This window comes from Legionella steelei, assembly GCF_001468005.1.
GTDB lineage: Bacteria > Pseudomonadota > Gammaproteobacteria > Legionellales > Legionellaceae > Legionella > Legionella steelei.
Genome location: NZ_LNYY01000019.1, coordinates 1,139,958 through 1,162,456 on the forward strand (window position 1 = coordinate 1,139,958; position 22,499 = coordinate 1,162,456).

Genomic DNA, 22,499 nt, shown 5'->3' on the forward strand with positions numbered 1-22,499 from the left:
CTATAAAAAGGGTTTTGTCGCAGAAAATATCAGACTCTGTTAGAGTTGCCGAATTTTTTGGAGTTCGACAATGCTCAGTTTCAAGTAGAAGCATTTCAAACAGGATATGATCCTGCTGTTAGTCAGGTGCTATCTGGCTTATTCCCTGAGTTATCGTGAAGTTGAGGAGCTGGCTCTGGAGCGTGGCTTGAAAGTAGACCATTTGACCATTCATCGCTGGGTAGTTGAATATTCTCCTCAACTAGAAGAGGCTTTTCGCAAGCGTCACAAACACTCCACGGGTGGTTCCTTAAGAATGGATGAAACCTATATTAAGGTGAAGGGACAGTGGATGTATTTGTATCGTGCAGTGGATAAAGAAGGCCATACGGTTGATTTCATGCTGTCAGAGAAACGGGATGAATCGGCAGCGAGGGCATTTTTCGTGAAGGTCATTGGTTCAAGCGGTATTCCGCAGACGGTGACTATGGATAAAAGTGGTGCCAACAAAGCGGGTATTGATACCATCAACCTGCATCTGGCACTGCTTTTCACGTTGGGCGGACTGTTCCTTCAGATCAAAGTGAGGCAGATCAAGTACCTCAACAACATTGTGGATCAGGATCACCGATTCATCAAAAAAATAACCAAAGCCACGCTGGCTGGCATTGAACTTCACCACATGCTTCGAAAAGAACAACATCTACAGGCAGGAAACCAGTCCATTTTCGAACAGTTTTATGGCCTTGCAGGATAGCCTCATCCAGCATTTCTTCAGCTGCGATCTAAACAATTTTCGAGACAAAACCCGAAAGATGTTCTGCAGTTTGACAGACAGCTTTTAGTTGACCGGCAATCAGTCCTCTCACATCTTTATGAAGTTCAGTAAAAGGAGTAAAGAACAGGAATAGAGACTTTTGAATTACGTATTTAGTCTCAAACAAAGATTTCATTTGCTGTTTTTCGTCTTCTGTATTTCTACTATGCAAAAGCAAAGAAAGAACCAGCCTGGCTATCTCACAATTTCCTTTATTAAGCGCTGAGTTTACCATCTTAATATCTAGCTTCAGAGTGGAAATAGTTCCAGGCAAGTTGAGATTTTCGTAAATAGTTTTTACATTTTTCAAATGATTGCGTTCAATTGCCAGGCTCAATGCTTCCAATCTCTGATCTAGCTCGATATGAAGAAGTCTTTCAGCCAGAGAGGGATCACCATCCTTTTCCAGCGCATCCTTTAATGCTTTCTGACTGGATGCTTCTGCTTTTGCTTTTTCTTTTACTGCTATTTCTTGACGAAGAATATCCATCCATACCATACGCCGCGCTTCACGCCCTTGAACCATTATGCTCTCCTAAATTAAGAAAACCGTAATGCTACCAGATTTATCTGTCGACGAATCAAAATAATAGGGCGTGTTTACAATTCATCTCTAATGCTCCTCCCCTACTGATTTCATGCAAGGCTCTTTGCTGAGTAACCTCTATCAATTGGCTAATATCAGCATATAACTGCTCTTCATTAATCCGGTCAGGGGATTTCAATCTATGAAAAATGCCTATGCCACCATCAGGGGCTTTGAAATCATGCGCATGTTCAAAAAGGGACAGTTCAATGTATGGATGTATGGATGTATGGATGTATGGATGTATGGATGTATGGATGTATGGATGTATGGAAATCGTACTGAGATCTCGTTTATTAATGAACAATTCGGGTTATATTGCTGACCTGTGCCTGAAATTCAGATTTTGGGTTCTTGATCTTATTTGCAACGGAGCCCATTTTTTTATATCTGAAAATGAAAAAGATATCATCTATTGATGGGTGTAAGTACAGAAACGGGGCAAATGCGAACTATGTTTTCTATATTCGTTATCTAACATGATCCTAGTTTTAATAGAATAATAATTTTTTTATCTGCCTAAGTGATTTATCAATTTCTTTTATCGATAAAGGAGCAATAAAGATAGAATCATCCCCAGCGATGGTTCCAAGTATTTGAATGTTATTCTTATTATAATCAAGAACTCGTGCCACTAATTGTGCGGCTCCGGGGCTCGTGTTAACTATAATAGTCGTTTCATTGGCAACAACATCAATCACCAAGCTAGATAACTGGCTAGAAGTAGTTGGTGGGGCTGGTTCTCGAGCTAAACGATAAACAATCTGACCCAATTCGTTTTTAGATTTAATTGCATTGAGCTTATGAATAAGTCGCGAAATTTTTGATTGATTAACATGATGCCCTTTGGTTTGAAGAGCGATACATATATCTTCTTGTCTAGTGACCTTCCCTTCCAATAATAATTGTCTTAAATCATCTAATAAATCTAATTTATCATCCATTTTCATCTCTACAAAATAATTTTTATTCAATATAAATGCATATAAATATATTATTTTGCCATATTTAAGAATAATTTTTCAAATTTATGTTGCACCCAATTAAAGTGTGATTTATTATGCAATAACAATGAATAAATAATCATATTAAATGTCAAATACAGGATAAATATTCATGAAAACGCATTATAAAGTAGCCGTCATAGGAAGAAATGGTTATGTAGGTAAAGAATTAATAAACCTAATACAAAAACATCCTCATCTAAACCTTCTAAATCTCGGGAGTATAGCAGAGTGTGTACAAAACAGTTTCGAACTAGATACTATATTTTTAGCTACTCCGACGGTTGTTTCTATAGATGCAGCATCAAAACTAATTAATACTGATATAAACATAATCGATTTAAGTGGTGCTTTTCGTTTACCAAAAGATGATTTTACCCACTGGTATGGAATGCAGCATGATGCCAGTTTTTTAATTGAAAAAGCTTGCTACGGATTATGCCCTTGGGAGACATTGCAATCTAAATCTCAATTAATTGCTAATCCGGGTTGTTATGCTACGGCTGCACTTATGGCTCTTTTGCCTTTATTTAAAACAAATATTATTGATAAAAAATCAATCATAATTGATGCCAAATCGGGAGTATCAGGAAGTGGTAAAAAGCCAACTCCGGAATTAATGTTCTGTGAAATCGCTAATAATTTTTATCCTTATAAAATTGGAATACATCAACATATTCCTGAAATTGAAAAAGCAATACGTGATTTCAGTGAGAAAGAAACAAAAATAACATTAACAACATCAATTCTGCCCATTGTTAGAGGACTTGCCATGACAATCTATCTACAGCCAGCGTCTTCTTTTACACCTGATGAGGATATTTCAGAAGCGATTCTTAATGCCTTTCAAATTCACTATCAATCCTATCCCTTAATCCGATACCAAGAAGTTGGCAAAGGTTCAACAGAAGATGAACAAAAACTATTAGGATTACAACAGCTGATACATACCCCCTATTGCCACATTGGTTTTTTTGTAAAAGAAGGCCAAATTACTCTGTTTTCTTCAATTGATAATTTACTAAAAGGTGCTGCAAGTCAGGCTATAGAAAATTTAAATGCCATGTATCAATTGCCATTACAGACAGGTTTAACGCTTTAAGGAGACATTATGATTATGGGCTCAGGTATTTTTAGAACTAAATTACCAACTGGATTTAAAGCCGGGGGTATCAATTGCGGGGTTAGAGTATATCGACCTGACTTAGGAGTCATTATTTCGGAAACTCCTGCAACAACAGTCGGAGTATTTACTAAAAATCATCTTAAAGCTGCTCCTGTAAAATATGCGCAGCATTGTCTACCCGCGAATAGTATTAGAGCCATCATTACGAACAGCGGTGAAGCGAATGCAGCAACAGGCTTCGAAGGGGAAAAAAATAATTTAATGATGGCCGAGTCTTTAGCAAAAGAATTAAACTGCCACCCCAATCAGGTAATTACCGCTTCAACAGGTGTAATAGGTAAACAATTGTCAATACAAAAAATAACTGAAGCAATACCTGCTTTGGTTAAAAAAGTAACGAATATTGCTGAAAATTTTGCTACTGCTATTTTAACAACCGATCTTGTTCCCAAAACAGTATATAAAGATCTCCAATTATCCTCAGGCACCGTCCGAATTACCGGTATTTGTAAAGGTTCAGGCATGATCCATCCCAATATGGCTACTATGCTCGGTTATTTTTTAACAGACGCCCAATTAGATATACATCAAGCCCAATCACTCTTAAAAGATATCTGTGGTAAAAGTTTTAATATGATTAGTGTTGATGGAGAAACCTCAACTAATGATTGTACTTTTCTCATGGCGAATGGAGCGAGTGATGTTTCTTTAGATAACTCTGATGATTACGCTACTTTCTATCAAGCTATTTTAGAAATGGCTATCACTTTAGCCAAAAGTATTGCCCGAGATGGTGAGGGTGCATCAAAACTTATTGAAGCAAAAGTGAGTGGTGCGACAAACGATAAACAAGCAAAAAAAGTAGCTAAAGCGATCATTACTAGCCCATTAATAAAAACCGCAATTGCAGGAGAGTCGCCTAACTGGGGAAGAGTTTTAGCGCGACTTGGCCAGGAGGATATTTCTGAATCCTTGTTAATTCATTGCGTGATCTCAATCCAAGGTATTGATTTATTCGCACAAGGTAGTCTAGTCGAATCTGTTGATTTATATGAATTGAAGAAACAATTAGCAAAAGATCAAATCATCATTCATGTTAATTTTTTTGAGGGGGGGGGGTGTGCTACTGCCTGGGGCTGCGATTTAACAGAACAATACGTCAAAATCAACGCCGAGTATGTATCATGAGTGACCAAGTGTATCAAAAATTCATTTTATCTCCTAACAAACCAATTTTAATTAAAGTAGGAGGCTCAGTCCTTCACAATGAAGAATCGACATATTCATTATGCCAAGAACTTAAGGCTATGAGCATTTGTGGTTTCAAGGTAGTTATTGTTCATGGTGGGAGTAAAGCAATCAATGAGGCCCTAAATATCTATAGGATTAAGTCCACCTTTATTCAAGGCTTAAGGCAGACAACGCAAGAAGCGATGAAAATTATTGAAATGGTACTTTGCGGCCAAGTTAATCAACATTTAGTGAGAAATTTAAATCGACTTGGTGTACCAGCAATTGGCTTGTCTGGATCAACAAATCAAACTTTGGTTTGTGATTATGTCAGCGAAGAGCACGGCTTTGTTGGAGAGATAAAAAAAGTAAATACGACTTATCTTGAATGCCTGCTCAATGCAAAAGAAAACTTTCTTCCTGTTATTGCTTCACTTGGTGTTGATGAATTAGGAAATGCCATGAATATCAATGCCGATTTAGCAGCTTCCTATTTAGCTAACGCTCTAAAAGTTCAGAAACTAATTTACTTTACTGATCAAGAGGGTATTTACGACAAGCAAGGTAACTTATTAGCTCTGTTATCAGAAGAGCATTTAGATGAGTTAGTTCAAAAATCAATAGTCAAAGATGGCATGTTAGTTAAAGTAAAGGCCATTTTAGAATCATTAAGGCAAGGATTAAATCGCATTTTAATAGCAAATGGTCATCAAAAAAATATTTTAACTCACGCTCTTTTGTCTGAGAAAAATGTGGGCACCTTATGTGTGAAAGAATATTAACGTCAAGAGGAGCAAAATGATGAATTCAAATAATACAACAAAAATAGTGTTAGCTTATTCTGGTGGATTGGATACATCCGTCATGATTCCATGGTTAAAAGGACTCCGTTGCAAAAAAGAATCAGCTTGAGAAAAAATAAGTTTTGGACAGATCTCTGCTGTAAAGTCCAAATTGCGCATTAATAAAAGATATTTCTGTTCGTGCTCCATACATCTAAATATTAAACTGTCCTTTTTTAAACATGCGCATGATCTCAAAGCCCTTAATAGTTGCGTAGGCTGTCTTCATCGATTGAAATCCTCGCACTGGATTAATAAGTCGTTTGAGTTTCCCTCTCGAATAACTCAATACATTTGTACCTTCATAATTTTCTGTTCCCAAACTAAATATTTTGCAAAAAATATTTTTATAAAATTTTTCAGTTATCAAATCTAATTTGTTGTGATTTTTTGCATCTTCTATTTCATTTAAAACTAAAGGCTGAAGTCCATCAACACAAATAAATGTACAATGAAGTGATTCTTGGAGGAGAAAATAAGATTCTTCTATATTTTTTTTCGTTAATTCAATATCTTTTTGTACATTATATATTGCAGTTCTCAATAAACTCATAATTTTTAATTTATTATTAAAACGAGTTTCTCTTGAGATCCCGGTAGAAGTTTTCATACACACCAAGTGCTAATAGAATCCTTAATGCAGGATCCCACTCATAAGCCAAAAGAAATTGTTGATGATTAGTTTTAAATTTATAAACATAGACTCCAATTAAATCCCCTTTTTTCTCTTCTCCAATTTTAGAATTATTGACAATTATTCGAACAGCCTCGTTAACGATGGGTTTATGTGAGGCAGGCAATTTCTTATAGACCCTCTGAAACGCTGGCATTTGCCTTATTTCAATATCACTCACCTTCACCCTCGAATTGAAAAGGCTCAGCTAAAGACTTATCTTGAAGTTTAGAAAGCAAAACATCTTTTATAAACTCAATTGGTAAATCAGGATTATCCAATGCACACTTTCCTAACGTAGCCCAATATTCTATTTGATTCGGAATAGAACGAAATTCTGCAGCGGCAACTTTTTTGGCCTCATAATAAATGTTTTCGTCAATTCTTATTGGGATTCCCATTATTTCACCTACAATAGTATTCTTTTGCTACGTTTGTAGTACAGCATGGTTCTGGTTTAAATAAAGTTCAAGCAAATATTTTTCACACGTAAATAAACCGGGGCGGCCTGTTTACTTTTCTAAGACCGTTATAAAATTTCAAACTTTCAGCCTAAAAATGGTAAAAAAATATTGAGCATAGAGAGCCTTGCTTCGTGCTTACTTGCTACTTCTCAAACTTGTGTTTATTTGATAATTTCTGGGTTAAGCACACAGCAAGGCCTGACCCTCTATGTTTCGGCAGACCGTTTACCACATTACGTTGGAGATAGCTCTGACTTGGGATTAGGTTTATAGAAACGATAACTTGAAATTGGCTCCATATCTTTTTGTAACCCACAGCCATCATATCCCATGACACTTATTTTTTGGTAAATATCCCTCGCTGCAAGCTGGGCTAGCATTTTTGTAGTTCCTTTTTTAGAGCTCCACACGTCTTTGCCTTCGGGAGCGGCAAAAGGAGAGGTATTGTTCTCTGCATGACGGGCATAATGCCTTAAGACATCGTAGTTTCCTACTTTATATGCTTCAAGAATTTGAGTAAGGGCTGTAATTTTCATCTCTCTTGTATTATCTTGATGATATAAGCGAGGATGGGTATATCTCTTTTCCTTTAACTCTACTAAATGTAACTGAATTTTACCCACAATCTTATCATCAGGAGTGAATTTATCTAATTTTTTGCTTTCAGAAAATGCAATTTTAGCAGCTAAATCACGATCTTGAGTTAAATCTTTGTAAGCTGTTGCAGGAGACCCTACTAAAGGAAGGCCTATTTTAGGGAAAAATGTCAAATCACTCGTAACGATACAGTCGTCATTTCGAACCCAGCAACCGAGCTCAGTACTCAGTTTTCTTTGTGCCTCCTGTCGTTTGGCTTGCCCTTCCTGAAGTGAGTGCCCATGAAAAAAATCAGTACCCCAAAAAACACGTATTTCTCCATGTGATTTTACGAAATTTCGTGCTAAAAACATGGGATTTTTAGGATCTTCGGTTGCATTGACTTGATCATATTGTCTGGCATGAGCGAAAAAAAGGTCTATCTTACCCGTTTTTTCATTTCTACCCAGTATTGCTAATCCCATACATCCTGTTAGTCCAGGAGTCCATGTCATGTGAATGTCTTTATTTTCTACATCTTCTAAAATAAGACCCGGGCCGGGCCCAGGATTATTTCCATTTAAACCAACCAGATAGGGAATTTGTGTTTCATACCATGTATCTTGGCCAACATAGGCGGTTGTACCAGATAAATGAAAATCTGTTCCCCAATGGTGACCGCAACCATTTAATTTAGATTTTACTGACTCGAGTTCTTTAGAAAACATAGCTACATACACGTTTGGAATTCTTGACTTATAAAAAAAGTATAGCAGCACAAAAAACATACAAATTAAAAAGGAGACCGAAGCAGTACGCTTAATAAAGCGATAGATATGGCAAGAAGAACTATACTTACAAATACCTGGGTATTTGATTGTGGTAAGGAGTGCTCAATGCAAACAAATCGAGGTGTGATTTATACCGGAAAAGGAATGGTTCAAGTAGACTCAATCGACTTTCCAAAATTTGTTAATCCTAAAGGGAAAAAAATTAATCATGCAGTAATACTCAAAGTGATATCCACGAATATTTGTGGTAGTGATCAGCATATGGTGAGAGGAAGAACGACTGCGCCAGTGGGAATGGTTTTAGGCCATGAGATTACAGGTGAAGTCATTGAAGCAGGATCAGATGTGGAATTTATAAAAGTCGGTAGTTTATGCAGGCCCTTTAAAACCATTGGCTAGGCTAATACCTGCTTTTAGAGTGAGTTAGTTTTAATGCTCTCAATTCATGAAAGAACATTTAAGCTCGATTCATGAATTGAGGCTATCTTTCATTACCATAATCTACATTTCAGAAACTGGTTGACCACGTCAGCCTAATCTTTCATAGTAAAGACTATCTATTTGCCTTTTTAATTCCCTAACTGATCAATTTCCTTTAATGCATTATTGTTCATAGAAACTCCTTTTCTGCTCATCATTTATTTCTACTAGCATCTTAAACATGCGATATGAAATGCTATTTAAAAGCTCGTGAGGTTGAGCTTTAAACTGTGCCGACATCGTCGGCACTTTTTCAGTAATTTGTGTTAAACCCGAAAGCCCTTCATTAAATTGTGCTGACACTGTCGGCGCAATTTGAGTATAAGTCCGATAAAACTTAATATAGTCATATAGTTGTCTTTTATTGCAATTGCTGACTTGGATGATTTTTCGGCAAGCGTGCGTGACTAAAACTCAGGTTTCAATTAGAGTGTACCTACAATTAATTCAATTTTTGAAAAAAACCAATATCAGTTCTAAAATTTATTCTAACTACATGAAACATACTGAACCAAGTTTATACATATGTTTATTAGAAATAGTTTAATAATAATGAACTTGTAAGCAACAACTTTCAGTAATATTCGCTTGGAGTTTCTATATGAAAGATATTTAAATACTCAAACATCTAAATATAAGGGATTGCTATGACTCGTATTTTTGTGCACTTTCCAACCCCAGATTCTAATAGTGAAATTGATTTAAGCGTCTCACAATTTTTAGCTAATGAACTTAATGAAGAATGTATAGAAGTTATAGATCCAGAGCATATCCCTATTATTCCTCATACACAAACTCGCGTATCATTTATGGCTCATGGTCATCGAGAATCATTTGGATTTTTTAACTCTCCAGAGCAACTGTTTAATTACATAGTCCTATTTAAAAAAATTAACCCTCATGTTTTAGATATAGATTTGTTAGCCTGTAACGTTGGCCTGATTACTGATGAACATGATGGATTCGCCCAAAAATTGGCGGAAAATATAGATGGGATGAGATTTGAGAATGGTTTGGCGCTTCATACTTTCATGGTACCTGATGATAGAATAGGAAATATGAATTTAGTTATTGATTGTAAAAATAATAACTTTTTTATCGAAAAAACAAATGAATTTGTAGAGCAACTAGATATACAATGTAAGTTAATTCTCCCTGAGCTTAAGGGTATATCTGATGCTCTAGTTGTGGATGGGATGGATAGTTACACCTCCATTTTTAGAATTGCAAGATACTTAGAAGTAGATAATTTGGAGTTCTATCTTAGAAAAATGATCAGATTGAGAAAAGACGATCAAATAACTATTGAAACATCCGAGGACTACCCATATTCGTTTAACCTCAACAACATTAATCAATTAAAGGACAACAAAGATGGGTCATATACAATAAATTACGATAATGGAGAAACAGAAGTAATTGATGGCACAATTTTACGTGTGATTGCTCAAGAAAGTTTTATCACTTCAATTAAATATCAATATGAGGACCCTAGTATTAACCTTAGTTTCGATTACCCAGGTACAAAAATAGGTCAGCGAGATGAATTCTCTAACGCTATTGGAAATGCTTTATTTAAAGTTAAAAGGGTTAGAGGCAATTATACCAATGAAGAAGACATTCGAGTACCAATTAGATCAGACCATTTTATCTACTCTATAAAAGTGATTCGTGGTGCTCTAGAAACGTTTACTCAAAACCAATGTGACTTTCATCCTCAAGGACATCAAAAAACCTGTAAGCTATATAAAAAAATACTCCAACACCTCCTAAAGTTAGAGGACGATTTAAATGAAAATAAACCACTGGGAGGAGGACTTTACAGACTGTTGGATTCAACTGATAAAAAAATAGAAAAAGCTAAAGCAATAAGGTCAGCAAAAAGAGAAGTATTATTGTCCGCAGCCAATTATTTACTTGAACCAACATCATTAGCCAAATATTATGATTTTACACAATCAATGATTGATAATCATTTATTTAAAGAAACTGGTAGTGATACCCTAAATCTTTGCTTAAAGGTACTCGATTTAGCAAGAACAAACTATAGCTTCGTAGATTATTTCAATCTTACAAAACTGAATAATGATATGGTAATATTTGAAAACCATGCCTTTGATAAAAAATCATTAACTAAAGACATAGTTCAACTTAAAAGGGACTTTAGAGAATTAGAAATTAAGCTAAAGATTTTTGAAGAGAACTTAAACGAATTTAAAAACAGTGAACATTTAAATAATTTATTAGCTGAGTTAATTAATGATTATAATAAATTACGAAAATTAATATCGATTGCAGAAAAGATAAATAAAAAAGAACTGTACAATCATTGTACTAAAATAGTGGACTTTTTCAAAACATTTAAATCAGATTATCGAGAATTAGTATCAGTACTTTCTGAGGAGGAACCAGAGATAGTTTCTAATTTGAATTCATATACTTCATCTTATGATATGAGAACCTAATTCAGTTTGTAACAAATTATTTCGGTAAATTTCTGTATAACCTTCACTTCAGTCAAAAAACTCAATGCCTCTTTGTTTAAAATGAACATTATAGAGAGAAAGCTGGATTAAACGTAGCAACGCGCCCAATAGCCTGAAAGTAAAAATAAACAGAGTAATTCGTAACAGCCAAAAAGGCATGTTGCATAAAGGTATAAACTCCATATTTAGCCATTTAGCTATGGGCGAAACTCTTTTCTTTTAATGGAATTAGATGATATGTGCCTTTATCAGCAGAACATTGTATTGCCCTACCACTCATCAACTAAATTTAAAATATTTCAGCCCCATTATAGACAGATAACTCAAATTGAGAGATTTCTTACATGATTATGCGCTATTTTGAGTGTAACTCATTAGAATTATTCGCTATGATTAAATCAGTACGAGGAAGGACAGTGGATGTCTTATAAGGATTATTTGAACGCATCAAGGACGATGCACTACCACAAGGATGTGGTCTGCCTCCTCGGAACACTAATCACCTTCCCCAATTATAAATAATCAAGAACTTATTGTGTTTTTTATCACATCTCAAGCCAATGAAACACGAGGAAAATCCCGCTATTAACTCGATTATTTTGATATCAACTTGAACCTTGATTAATGTATAGAGTTTTCGAACTAGTTTCCCAGGTAAATTACAAATTTTTGCACATCAATATTAAGCGTCCACAAACCCATGGTTTTATGGAGTACTAATTGAAAGTAAGTCCGAATAGGGGTATAAAAGTCTTGAAAAGAAACGTACATTAAGAAATCCGATTTTCTGAACAAATTAAAAATCTCTATATAATTAAAAAATACCTGGACCACACTTTATATAAGTATTATTCGTCAGCGAAGAACAGTCCCTAAATGAATTTTTTTTATCCTTAAGAAAGACATTAAAAAAATCAAGTAAATACAGATTTATTGACTTAGCAATTTGCAATCCATTGCCGTTACCAAGATAATTTCCAAAATCCTGGCGAACTTTTTTTGAATGATCATGGTTCATAGAGGCTTGGTATACTGGCATATATTGCAATGTTGAAAAATCAGTAAAATTCATATGATAACTATAATGTTTATCATTTTCAGTTGGTGATAATGTCACTAAAAATCCATTTTTATTTAATCGATAATGAAGATTTAGCCAACGAAACATTGTCCGCCAATAGGCGGAAATAAAATGCATAGATGGAATGGCGTTTTTAGGCTCAAAAGAACCCATATGAACTTCCATATCAAAAGTTGCTAGAGCCTGAAACCACTTTTCATGACGGTTTGCCACATTAGCTATAGCCCTTCCCCCAAAAGAATGACCTAAGGCTCCAATATGTTTTAAATCCATTGATTTAAATACATTGTCTTGCGCTGTATCATGAATTTTTTTGTAAACAAATACAATATCTCGTTCCAATATGGGGATTGTTTTTTGCGTCACCACATCCCAGCTTTGTGGATCTATCATGCTTACAATCCTATTATTTGGTAAGATAATATCGCCGTTAATAAATACTGAATTGATCCCAACCACGATATACCCCTGACTCACAAGTTCAGTAATCATGTTTTCATATAATTGAGCAACCCCTCCCAATCCAGAAATGAAGAGGACAACAGGAAATTGTGCATTTTGAACAATTGAAGCATTTTCAGTTGTATGACTCTTGAGTAATAATAATTGTTCAATATCTTCTGATTTGACTCCAGGCTTGGTTTTTAAAATATTTTGTTCAGTATTAATAGTAGGTCGATAGTACGGTACACCACTATAATCTTTTAAACTAACTGGATAATAAATTCTGACCATTAATTCATGGCAATGTTTCGTGTTATCTGAACTAAAATCTTTTTCTTGTCTTTTTGAAAAGTTTGGATCGGGACAAATAGTATTGTTAACCCAATGTAGATCTTTAAAAGATACACCATACTTACCAGTTGGCTTGAGTAAATAATCTGTTAAAGGCTGCCCTGCCATGACTGTATAACTAAATAAGATGCTATATAAAAAATATTTTTTAAATACTGTAATCATGGTTGTTTAATTTAAGTCAGCAAACATAACGTGCTCAAGCCTAAATTTTTTGAAACCTATTGTTATCTATTACAAGAAATCGGCGCAAGAAATTTTTTTTTTCGATCAATGCACTTTTTCAATGATGATGGCTATACATATTCCATGGTAATTGTATAACCCAGCGATGGATCAGAATCTTTTTCTACCACGACATCCACTTTATTCCTCCTGGAACAATTGGGATCTCGGGCATCCCCGATTTCAATATGGTATGTTTGCTCAAGTGTTGCAAGTGCTCCATTTTCCTCAAAAAAAGGAATAGTCAGCTCTCCTCTACAAACAGAACTCCTTACAATGACGATAAGTATATCCCCTTGAGCGCCCTCTTTCTTTATTGAACCGCGATAAGGAAACGGCGTGCTGCTTAATTTAAGATAGTCATCATAACTTCTGTTCTTTATAAAGGAATAATCCATATTGTAGATGTGATAAGTGATCTTGGCAAAATCTACCGTTTTTATTTTTAGCCATTGCGTCAGCGGAGTGTAGTTTGCAAAGCTTAGGGTAGAATACAGTGTACAACATAGAAATAGAGATCTGGATTTAAAATTAATGAACACGATAATATCCTTATCACATGAAACATGAATAACCCTTAAATCTCGACTTTGGATCATTTTTGTCTCTCATCGGAGACATTTCTAAAGCCATGGGTTGTATATGCAAAAAAATCATTATTACATGTTTCGACGTAGAAATACATGGACTAATTTCGTTCATGCTGAGCTTTTAGCAGTTGAAGCATGCATCTATGATCAGACATGGTCCAATTCAGGTGTGCTGACTCCAGTATATTCTGCCATCCAAACTAGATGTTCAGGCTGGTCATTTTCACATAATAAGATTCTAAATCCATTTTGTTTAATGGTATTTTTCATATTTGCATGACTGTACTTGGACTTAATATTACTTTTCCTTCGCAAAATTTCACTAAGCCTTTCATGCGGTATTGATCAAGCAAACTAGAAAATGAAGCATCAAGAACATTAATATTATTTTCTCTTATGAAATCATGCACCGCTTTTCCATATTGTTTCATTTTACGCTCAATTCGCAGGTTCCAAGTACGTGTTACCGTTTGATTTGATGTTGAAAAATGACTTTGTAAATCTTTGCGAACCGCAGTTTCTGCCGTTTCTCTTTTTTTGTTTACAATCGTATTTTTTTCTTGTGAATTAAAAATTAATGAATTAAGTCCCCTACGCTGAGGTTGAATGGTCGTATCATCGTCAATATAGTGCAACCCCATCATCATTCTCGCTGGCAATGTAGGACAACGTACATAAGAAACATGGTTTTCCTTAAATGGATGCTCCATTTTCTTGCCATATTTTTTCATATGCTCCATGACGTTTGGAACATAATCTCGCCCAGGGGTTGCTAACAGCATCCCACCATCAAGAGAAAAATAAGTACAACTGGCTCCTTTTTGCATCATTAAATCAGATTCCCCAATTTCAATATGAGCAAGCGGAGAAATTTCGCTTACAAAATCATTGGTGATTAGAACATTGTATTTAATAAGCTGCGGAAATGGATCAATATGGGCGTATCTTACTGTTGGCGGATTCGTCGTTTTATCAATTTCAAACTCACCAAAACAACCATGCCCTCCATAATAAGCAATTCGAAATCTAATGATACGTTCAGAAGTCTCATTCTCTAATATTTTTTTAATTTGTTCGATTAATGAAGTTAACTGATCTTCTTTTTTAATAACAAAGACAGAGTTTTGGTACGTTTTTTTACTCATTTTAGCAGCTAATATTAACGCCATATCCTCGCCTTGAATTAACCCTAACTGAGTAAATAAATGATCAATTCGTTCTTCTGCACATTGTTTTAAAATCGAATAGTTTTCACTGTGTTCAAAATTCGGGAAAACCTGAATGATTCTTTTGTAATATTCATTAAATTTATCTGTTTTCAATTTTGAGAAAAGAGAGGGGGCATTTTTTAATATCCAGGAAAGCATTTCTTCGTCTTTATTATCTAAGGCAACATCAATCAAATTTTTGCCTGCATAAAAATCATAAAAACTGCCAAAAGGATTCCTTCCTTCTCTTAGCAGAAGGTAAGCTGCTTCATAATTTTTTTCCTCAAGAGCAATTTCTATTAACTCATCATGCTTAGGATCGATTTTTTCTATTTTAGCTCCCATTCTCGTAACAAGAGCGCCCTTATGGATTAAATAGCAGGCTAATCTTATTTTGGTATGAGGACTGATCTCATCGTGGGTAATTGCAGCGCATAAAAGAGTCTGTTTTCTAAATTTACTTTGGGGATTATCATAAGGAGCATCAATATCCTGATGAGATTCTATATATTGATTCATTCCTTCTTCATTAATGGTGCCGTCTCTTTTAATAAGAATATCTTTAATCTCTTCAACTTTTTCCATAAGAACATCTTTTGTAGCGGGTTCAGAATCTGGAGAAGACAGTTTTTGGAAAAAGAAATTGAAAATACCTAGCATAGAGCGTGCTTCTTTTGTATGGATTTAAAATTATAAATCAATGTTTAAATTTGTGTCAAATTAATCACAAATATCACACATTTGGCTTGCACGTAGGTTGGGTCAGGATTTATTGACTAAATGAAGCAATTGCATCTGCACATACATTTCTCTTATTTTGTCGGCCAAGGCCCGACATACCTTTCTTGTAAAGTTTCAGGTGACATTAGCATTTTATATATTTCACCAACATGTATTTCCTCTTCATCAATCATTTTTCTTGCAAAGTCTTCAACTAACACCGACTTTTTTTCTGAATGATGTAATAGTTGATGATACAAATTCAAACCTTGTTTTTCATGCTCAAGAGACTCCTCCAAAATAGTTCGAATATTATGCCGCCCTGTCCCATCTCCCTTCGGGAGATGGTGCCTGAAGGGTATAAATAATATTGTATGAAAAATAAGGCCATTTCTTTTATCTAGCATTTATTATTTATGCGCAGTGCATTAATAATGACAGCAACAGAATTCAAGGACATAGTCGTTGCTGCAATAATGGGACTCAAAAACAATCCAGTCACCGGCTTTTTCATTGTTCTAATAGGAACTTCGCAAAAATATCAGGGTCTTTGTTTTAACTCATTTTTTTGCTGACGATCAACCACATTGACCACATTGTACAACATCCCAGCCAATAAAACCGTGATGTCATCCATAGTAATAATACCAATTAGCGATTTACCCGCACCCACTACAGGTAGGCGACGCACCCCTTTTGTTTTCATGAGTTCAAGACAATCAAACACACTATCATTTTCTTGAGCCACTAATAATGTACGGGTAACTAGATCTTGCACAGTTAAAACTGTTGTTTCCAGCCCTACGGCCATTACTTCTACTACTAAATCGCGATCAGTAACAATTCCAATTGGAATACGTTGCCCTTTATTTTCTTCAACCAATACAACATCGCCAACATGGTGTCTGCGCATCAGTTCGGCTGCAGTTCTCACTGACTCATCACCATTCATTATTATCACATCCCTATTGCAAAACGCACCAATCTTCATGATTGTCTCCTGACATATTGATTCATTTGAATCAATTAATATTTTAACCGTAGTTTAACTTCTATATTTTTGCTTAATTTTAGCTTAAAAATCGGCAATTTTTTTATCAGGTCTGTTATTCACACATAAAAAAAATGATGAAGCATCTAATTAAGTTCAATTTGTATCACTATCAAGAGACTGTAATGCCGTTGTTTTGTCAAAATGAATGATACTGTCAAATTGGTAGGTTAAATGGGTAAAGAAATAGTGGCTCAGGCGCTCTGTTTCAGGCCGATAAATAACGCCCATAGCTCTTTGTAAGCGTGGAATTTTAAGAAAATGTTCCAATTGATCATGACCAATCAGATTTAAAATAAACTTTTATATCGAATAAAATGAAATAATTCCTCATAGCTTCCTGGAAGTCCTGGAGCAATTTTTTTGCATTGAGCTGGCTCATCCCAATTTGAAGCGGCAGTAACAAAACCATCCTAGGTTGAAAAACCAATCGAATAAGTATCGGTATGCTGCTCTCTTACCAGTTGACCGATATTAACCTCTCCTCGTGCACCCATTTCTGTAGCACGAGCGTCTCCTAAGAATTTATCCATTATTCACCTTGCTGAAAGGCTGCCAAGTACATAGTTAATTATAGATTTATTAACACTTGCCCATGCGCATGGACATAACCAAATGACATCTAATAAATGACATAGTTAAGTCTATACTTAGTTCATATGTGCCATAACGAATATCCAAACAAGGAGTCATTACAATGTATAAGAATATTATGCTAGCACTTGATGGGAGTAAGATATCTGACTCATTAGTAGACGAAGTAATTAAACTAACTAAAGATCAGAGCTCTAATGTGCGGATTATCCATGTTGTTGATGAAAGCTGCATGCGTTATGGTGGGCCTTCTTTTGACTATCTTTCAATTATTGCTGCGTGGAAGGAAGATGGAGAAAAGATATTAGATAACGCTGCAAAAAAAATAGCTCAGCAAACATCTATCAAACCTGAAACATCAATCTTGGAATTAAAACCATTTCATGGAAGAGTAGCTGAGGTAATTGTTGACGCAGCAAAAGAATGGCCTGCTGATTTATTAATTATAGGCACACATGGCCGGCATGGCTTTAGTCGTCTCTTTCTCGGTAGCGTGGCGGAGAATGTTGTTCGAATTGCGACAACACCCGTGCTTCTTCTGCGCAGTACTGATGTATAGCAAGAACATTCTTCTTTAATACGCTCATATTCAGTACCTCCAAATTTTAATCCATCGATAAATTATAGTGCAGAAGAGGTATTTCTTTTGACGGTTTCGATAATTTCAATTTTTAATTGAAAAACCAGATTTTTGATAGCATTTTCAATAGGTTGAGAAAGAATGGATTCCAAGACAATATTATCGATTTCTATTCCATAAAATTGAATATTATCTGGAAGTTCATTTAGAGCACTGGCTAATTGTAGCGCTTGTAAGATACTGGCGTCATGAGTAGAAAGTCTGCTTTCAAATTCCCATATGCTCTCCTTTTGAAACCTGTGAATGGCACCTATTTCTCTGCCTGATTTTATTGCATCAATGATAAAAACCGTATTAAATCCTTTCATCAGCTCGATAAGACGAGCTCCTGGTCGATCATGGCTTTCAATGCGTATAAAAGGGAATATATCAGTATGCTGGGATAGATTCTGCTTTAACGCTTCTGCTACTTCCCATCCTGCTTGATCATCTCCGAAAGGTGAGCCGATACCTAGAACCTTTATAATGTTCATTCGCGACTCACCTTTAACTTTAAAAAATGGGTGGAACAAGAAATACAAGGATCATAATTGCGGATAAGCATTTCACTATAAGCGCGCAAAGAATCCTCCTCTTTATCCAAACCAAACTGGTTTAAGGAAATCCGTAAGTCCTCCTCAATACGTGCTTGATTTTGGCTGGTTGGAGGTACAATGCGAGCCATTTTAACTTGTCCTTGCGCACCCAATTGAATATGCTGCCATAAAGTGCCTCTAGGCGCTTCAGTACAACCAAAGCCTATCCCAGCGCGTGGTTTAATTTCAGGGTGTGATTCTTCAGGAATTTTATAATGCTCCAAAATCCGGATGGACTCCAAAATACAAAAATAGATTTCAACAGCTCGAGCAATAATGCTGTGATACATATTATAAGAAGGAAAATTAATTTTTAAATCTTGTAATAGAAGATGTATCGGAATAGGCAGATGACCAAAACAATTGTTTACTCGCGCAAGGGGCCCTACTAAATAGGGTTTATTCTTGAACAAGCAATGTAAGGCAGTGGAATAAGGGACTTGATGTTCTTTGAAATAGGTATCAAATTCGTCAATGCCAATATTTAATCCTTGATTAGAAACTAATCTGCCCTCATTGAGGGGATATTCTGTGGGATGATAGAGTGAGACACAAGTAAATTCATGTGAGTTATCAGGAATTGAAAGCCCTGCAAGCCAGCGAATTAATCCTTCACAATCTTCAACTCTGGATTTTGCTTTCTCTAATAGGATGCTGATTTCAGAATGATTGGGTGCTTTATAAAACCCACCCACACAGGCACCAACTGGATGAACAGAGCGGCCACCAAATAATTTGATTAAATCATTACCAAATGCTTGCAAACGTAATCCTCGCCGTACTTCTTCTGGATAATTTTTTGCCATTTCAGGCGCAGATCTAAAACCCATAAAATCAGGTAGCGCTAAAAAATGAATGTGCATGCTATGGCTTTCCAGCCATTCACCACAATAAAATAAGCGACGCATCTCGCGAACCCAAGGAGTAGGTTTTATCCCAAAACAATGTTCAATTGCTTGGGTGGCACTCATTTGATATGCAACAGGACAAATCCCACAGATTCGAGCAACGAAATCCAAAACATCAGAATAACTTCTTCCTTCCAGAAATTTTTCAAACATTCGCGGTGGTTCGTAAATTTTTAGTTTTAATGTTGTAATTTTATTGTCACGAATTTGTAGCTCAAGTGCTCCCTCACCTTCAACACGTGCCAATATGGGAACATTAATGGATATTATGTTACTCATGGCTGATTTTAATTCCCTTGAAATAGTTTCCTGCTTCATTAAAGGCTGAGGCTTGATTGTTAATATGAAAAAACTTTTGGGCAATCGTATCTTTGGTTAATCCAAGTTGATGTTCAAACCAATTACCTAGGGATTTGGTATTCGGATTTTCTTTGGGACCATAACAAGCATAACATCCTCGTCCTACTGAAGGACAAAGTGATCCACATCCCATTTGAGTAACAGGCCCCATACAGGGCTGTTTTTTGGTAACCAAAACACAAACATTTCCTTTGCGCTTACATTCCATACATTCAGCATCTCGCTTGATGTGAGGTGTCGCATTCGATAATAAAAAACGAATCGCGTCTAATACTTGGTTTGAATTAACGGGACAACCCCATAATTCCCAGTCTACTTTAACATGATGCGTAATTGGCGTTGAGGTGCTTAAGCTCTTGATGTACTCTGGGGATGCATAAATGCTACTCACCCACTCTTTAGCATCAGCAAAATGGCGTAAAGCTTGGACGCCACCTGCTGTTGCACAGGCACCAATGGTAATAATGTATTTACTGTGTTTGCGAATTTCTTGGATGCGTAACTCCTCATCAGCTGTAGAGATACTTCCTTCTACAAAAGCAATGTCGACTTGAGCATCACTATTCACTTCCCCTGCTTCAGAGAAATGAATGATATCAACGAGCTCAGATAAAGTGAGCAAGGCTTCGCCCGCATTTAAAAAGGCCAATTGACATCCATCACAAGAGGTAAATTTATGTACAGCCACTCGTGGCTTCATCATCATTAAAATCCAGGCTCATTAAATAATTCCTTAATTTCAGAATAGGCAAATATAGGACCATCTTTACAGATAAATAGACCGCCGTATTGACAATGACCACACTGTCCAAGCCCACATTCCATATTTCTCTCCATGCTTAAATACATATCTTGCTCTGCAATTCCTTTTTTATTGAATACCTTGATTGCCGTATTCATCATCATTTCAGGTCCACACATCATCACCAGTGTATTTGCAACATCTAATTTGATTTGCTCAATCATATCCGTAACAAAACCTATAGCCCATGGCCATTTTGGACCTGCTTGATCAGCAGCAATATGAATTACAGTATTAGGTGATTTTTGCCATAATGCATATTGTTTTCTAAAAATAAAATCATCGCTGTGTTTTACACCTTGCAAGACACTCAAATGGCCGTATTGCTCTCTTCGCGCTAATATATATTGTATAATTGACACTGAAGGAGCACAGCCAAGTCCGCCTGTAAGCACAACAACATCTTTGTTTTTTGCTTGCTCAAGTGGCCAGCCACGTCCGAATGGACCGCGAACGCCAATTCGATCCCCGGGCTGTAGTTTTTGTAATGCTCTGGTTACCCTCCCTATTGCGCGAATAGTATGTATTAAAATATCCTTATGTTCTGGATCCGAGACGATGGAAATAGCCACCTCTCCAACACCATAGAGATAAAGCATATTAAATTGTCCTGGATAAAAGAGAAATCGCTCATGATGTGCGGGATCAAAAAATCGCAAATGTAAGGTAAAAATAGTAGGCGATTCTTGTGTTCGTTCAACAATAATTGCCTCAAGAGGCAAATAAGGGTCTAAATCAGGTTTACTCACTTTCTGGAATCCTCACATTTGATTCTCCGGAAATTGATGCCAGCTCTTCAGTAAGATCAATACCGACCGGGCACCATGAAACACAACGTCCACACCCCACACAACCACTCGTATCAAATTGATCAAACCAACTACCGACCTTGTGCGTCAACCATTGTCTGTATCGTTTGCTTGTATCATCACGAATCACTTTTCCACTCGAGTAACTGTGACCAGCAGTAAAACAAGAGTCCCATTCGCGTTGATGTTCACTACTGGTTCCATCCAAACTTGGTTTTTCAATTTCACTATGACAAAAACAGGTTGGACATACTGAAGTACAATTTCCACAGGATAAACACCGTTCAGCAACTTCTTCCCATCTTGGGTGATTTAAATTAGAGAACAGCAAATCCCGTAACCCTCTTTGATTATCTAATGGAATTCTTTTTGTTTGCATGGCTGCAGCTTGTGCTACATTCTGATTTGCCTTTTTACATTGAGCTACTTTAGCCTTAGTTAACTGTAACCCTGCAATAATGGCTTGTCCACGCTCACTGCCAACATTAACGACAAACCCATCATCAACTTCACTCATCAGCAAATCATATGGATTTTTAACTTCTGGTCCAGTTCCTGCAGAAACACAAAAACAATTGTTAGAAGAATAAGAACAATTGACGGCGACCACAAATAATTGTTCCCGTCGTTTTTTATAACGTGGCTCAGGATGCTTACTTTCAATAAAAACTTTATCTTGGATACTCATCGCGCTTAAATCACATGAACGTGCACCAATAATCGCAACAGGCTTTTCTTCTGCCAGATAGGGTTGAAAGATTAATTTTCCTTCATCGTTGCGTACCACTTTCCACACCGTTTCCTGTGGTTTAAATAAAATAGGCTTGATTGCTTGTGGACCATTTGCAAAAGCAAAAGCTTTGTGTTTATCAATTTTTTTTAATTGATAACTCCCTGGGGTTTGATCATCTTGAATTCCCCAGGGTAATTGATCCATGTGCTGAAGTACATCATAAACAATAGCTCCATCACGTACTTGGGGTCCAACACAGGAGTATCCTGCATCTATTAAGCCTTGCAATAAATGTTGCAATCTGTTGTAGGGTAAAAAATAGCTGAGATTATTAGTTGTCATAAAATTCCTTTA

Annotated in this window: 22 protein-coding genes and 4 pseudogenes; 9 read left to right on the forward strand and 17 right to left on the reverse strand. The window is 36.1% G+C overall.

The features are described 5' to 3' along the window. Positions 1–91: 91 nt before the first annotated feature. A pseudogene (locus Lste_RS09130) lies at positions 92–736 on the forward strand (IS6 family transposase); the annotation flags it as partial. Positions 737–764: 28 nt separating this feature from the next. On the opposite strand, the gene Lste_RS09135 reads toward Lste_RS09130, so the two are convergent. Next, entirely contained in the window at positions 765–1,322 is a 558-nt protein-coding gene (locus Lste_RS09135; protein WP_058510719.1) for a hypothetical protein, read from the reverse strand. Between the two features lie 175 nt (positions 1,323–1,497). Here Lste_RS09135 and Lste_RS09140 point away from each other — a divergent pair. Next, a pseudogene (locus tag Lste_RS09140) lies at positions 1,498–1,707 on the forward strand (hypothetical protein); the annotation flags it as partial. Between the two features lie 166 nt (positions 1,708–1,873). On the opposite strand, the gene Lste_RS09145 reads toward Lste_RS09140, so the two are convergent. Beyond that, positions 1,874–2,326 carry an arginine repressor gene (locus Lste_RS09145; RefSeq protein ID WP_157070721.1) on the reverse strand — a complete coding sequence of 151 codons (453 nt, stop codon included), beginning with the start codon at positions 2,324–2,326 and terminating at the stop codon, positions 1,874–1,876. Positions 2,327–2,498: 172 nt separating this feature from the next. Here Lste_RS09145 and argC point away from each other — a divergent pair, with 172 nt between their 5' ends. The 4 genes from argC to Lste_RS19140 are packed head-to-tail and all read left to right on the forward strand — an operon-like array spanning position 2,499 to position 5,654. Beyond that, a complete protein-coding gene (gene argC / locus Lste_RS09150; protein WP_058510722.1) occupies positions 2,499–3,488 on the forward strand; it encodes an N-acetyl-gamma-glutamyl-phosphate reductase in 990 nt (329 codons plus the stop codon). A 9-nt stretch (positions 3,489–3,497) separates the two neighbouring features. Beyond that, the gene (gene argJ / locus Lste_RS09155) at positions 3,498–4,700 is read left to right on the forward strand and encodes a bifunctional glutamate N-acetyltransferase/amino-acid acetyltransferase ArgJ (protein ID WP_083503938.1); all 1,203 of its coding nucleotides are present in this window, start codon (positions 3,498–3,500) and stop codon (positions 4,698–4,700) included. 8 nt (positions 4,701–4,708) lie between these two features. After that, positions 4,709–5,524, forward strand: coding sequence for an acetylglutamate kinase (gene argB / locus Lste_RS09160; RefSeq protein WP_058510723.1), 816 nt, complete (start codon positions 4,709–4,711; stop codon positions 5,522–5,524). A 16-nt stretch (positions 5,525–5,540) separates the two neighbouring features. Beyond that, the gene (locus Lste_RS19140) at positions 5,541–5,654 is read left to right on the forward strand and encodes an argininosuccinate synthase domain-containing protein (RefSeq protein WP_237760454.1); all 114 of its coding nucleotides are present in this window, start codon (positions 5,541–5,543) and stop codon (positions 5,652–5,654) included. An 84-nt stretch (positions 5,655–5,738) separates the two neighbouring features. On the opposite strand, the pseudogene Lste_RS18770 reads toward Lste_RS19140, so the two are convergent. From Lste_RS18770 to Lste_RS09180, 4 genes and pseudogenes are all read right to left on the reverse strand, one after another. Beyond that, positions 5,739–5,861 (reverse strand): annotated as a pseudogene (locus tag Lste_RS18770) (DDE-type integrase/transposase/recombinase); the annotation flags it as partial. 292 nt (positions 5,862–6,153) lie between these two features. Then, positions 6,154–6,438 (reverse strand): type II toxin-antitoxin system RelE/ParE family toxin, encoded by a 285-nt coding sequence (locus Lste_RS09170; RefSeq protein WP_202814164.1) that lies wholly within the window; start codon positions 6,436–6,438, stop codon positions 6,154–6,156. Next, the gene (locus tag Lste_RS09175; protein WP_058510726.1) at positions 6,431–6,658 is read right to left on the reverse strand and encodes a TA system antitoxin ParD family protein; all 228 of its coding nucleotides are present in this window, start codon (positions 6,656–6,658) and stop codon (positions 6,431–6,433) included. Before Lste_RS09175 ends, Lste_RS09170 begins: the two co-directional genes overlap by 8 nt. Before the next feature lie 296 nt (positions 6,659–6,954). After that, entirely contained in the window at positions 6,955–8,025 is a 1,071-nt protein-coding gene (locus Lste_RS09180; RefSeq protein ID WP_058510727.1) for a hypothetical protein, read from the reverse strand. 168 nt (positions 8,026–8,193) lie between these two features. Between Lste_RS09180 and Lste_RS09185 the strand changes: the two genes are divergently transcribed. Continuing rightward, positions 8,194–8,487, forward strand: a complete 294-nt coding sequence (locus Lste_RS09185) for an alcohol dehydrogenase catalytic domain-containing protein (protein ID WP_058510728.1) — start codon at positions 8,194–8,196, stop codon at positions 8,485–8,487. A gap of 728 nt (positions 8,488–9,215) precedes the next feature. Then, on the forward strand, positions 9,216–11,033 hold the full coding sequence (locus Lste_RS09195) for a hypothetical protein (protein ID WP_058510730.1): 1,818 nt from the start codon (positions 9,216–9,218) through the stop codon (positions 11,031–11,033). Positions 11,034–11,868: 835 nt separating this feature from the next. Here the strand turns inward: Lste_RS09195 and Lste_RS09200 are convergent. The 6 genes and pseudogenes from Lste_RS09200 to Lste_RS19880 form a co-directional block, all read right to left on the reverse strand. Then, the gene (locus Lste_RS09200) at positions 11,869–13,095 is read right to left on the reverse strand and encodes an alpha/beta hydrolase (RefSeq protein ID WP_058510731.1); all 1,227 of its coding nucleotides are present in this window, start codon (positions 13,093–13,095) and stop codon (positions 11,869–11,871) included. A gap of 131 nt (positions 13,096–13,226) precedes the next feature. Next, positions 13,227–13,754: a hypothetical protein gene (locus Lste_RS09205; RefSeq protein ID WP_058510732.1), complete on the reverse strand. Its 528-nt coding sequence runs from the start codon at positions 13,752–13,754 to the stop codon at positions 13,227–13,229. Between the two features lie 257 nt (positions 13,755–14,011). Next, the gene (locus Lste_RS09210; RefSeq protein WP_058510733.1) at positions 14,012–15,613 is read right to left on the reverse strand and encodes a hypothetical protein; all 1,602 of its coding nucleotides are present in this window, start codon (positions 15,611–15,613) and stop codon (positions 14,012–14,014) included. A gap of 152 nt (positions 15,614–15,765) precedes the next feature. Continuing rightward, complete coding sequence (locus Lste_RS09215; protein WP_237760455.1) at positions 15,766–16,080, reverse strand: hypothetical protein; 315 nt, start codon at positions 16,078–16,080, stop codon at positions 15,766–15,768. Positions 16,081–16,214: 134 nt separating this feature from the next. Continuing rightward, positions 16,215–16,664: a CBS domain-containing protein gene (locus Lste_RS09220; RefSeq protein WP_058510734.1), complete on the reverse strand. Its 450-nt coding sequence runs from the start codon at positions 16,662–16,664 to the stop codon at positions 16,215–16,217. 156 nt (positions 16,665–16,820) lie between these two features. Further along, a pseudogene (locus Lste_RS19880) lies at positions 16,821–17,257 on the reverse strand (erythromycin esterase family protein). 164 nt (positions 17,258–17,421) lie between these two features. Here Lste_RS19880 and Lste_RS09225 point away from each other — a divergent pair. Continuing rightward, positions 17,422–17,877 (forward strand): universal stress protein, encoded by a 456-nt coding sequence (locus tag Lste_RS09225; RefSeq protein WP_058510735.1) that lies wholly within the window; start codon positions 17,422–17,424, stop codon positions 17,875–17,877. 62 nt (positions 17,878–17,939) lie between these two features. Here the strand turns inward: Lste_RS09225 and Lste_RS09230 are convergent, their stop codons facing one another. Genes Lste_RS09230 through Lste_RS09250 form a run of 5 tightly spaced genes read right to left on the reverse strand, consistent with a single transcriptional unit; the run spans position 17,940 to position 22,487 of the window. Continuing rightward, positions 17,940–18,431 carry a hydrogenase maturation protease gene (locus Lste_RS09230; protein WP_058510736.1) on the reverse strand — a complete coding sequence of 164 codons (492 nt, stop codon included), beginning with the start codon at positions 18,429–18,431 and terminating at the stop codon, positions 17,940–17,942. Then, entirely contained in the window at positions 18,428–19,720 is a 1,293-nt protein-coding gene (locus tag Lste_RS09235; RefSeq protein WP_058510737.1) for a Ni/Fe hydrogenase subunit alpha, read from the reverse strand. Before Lste_RS09235 ends, Lste_RS09230 begins: the two co-directional genes overlap by 4 nt. Further along, positions 19,713–20,501 (reverse strand): NADH-quinone oxidoreductase subunit B family protein, encoded by a 789-nt coding sequence (locus tag Lste_RS09240; protein WP_058511699.1) that lies wholly within the window; start codon positions 20,499–20,501, stop codon positions 19,713–19,715. Before Lste_RS09240 ends, Lste_RS09235 begins: the two co-directional genes overlap by 8 nt. Before the next feature lie 5 nt (positions 20,502–20,506). Next, positions 20,507–21,352, reverse strand: a complete 846-nt coding sequence (locus Lste_RS09245; RefSeq protein WP_058510738.1) for an FAD/NAD(P)-binding protein — start codon at positions 21,350–21,352, stop codon at positions 20,507–20,509. After that, entirely contained in the window at positions 21,345–22,487 is a 1,143-nt protein-coding gene (locus Lste_RS09250) for a 4Fe-4S dicluster domain-containing protein (protein ID WP_058510739.1), read from the reverse strand. The genes Lste_RS09245 and Lste_RS09250 overlap by 8 nt, the downstream gene beginning before the upstream one ends. Positions 22,488–22,499 lie beyond the last annotated feature (12 nt).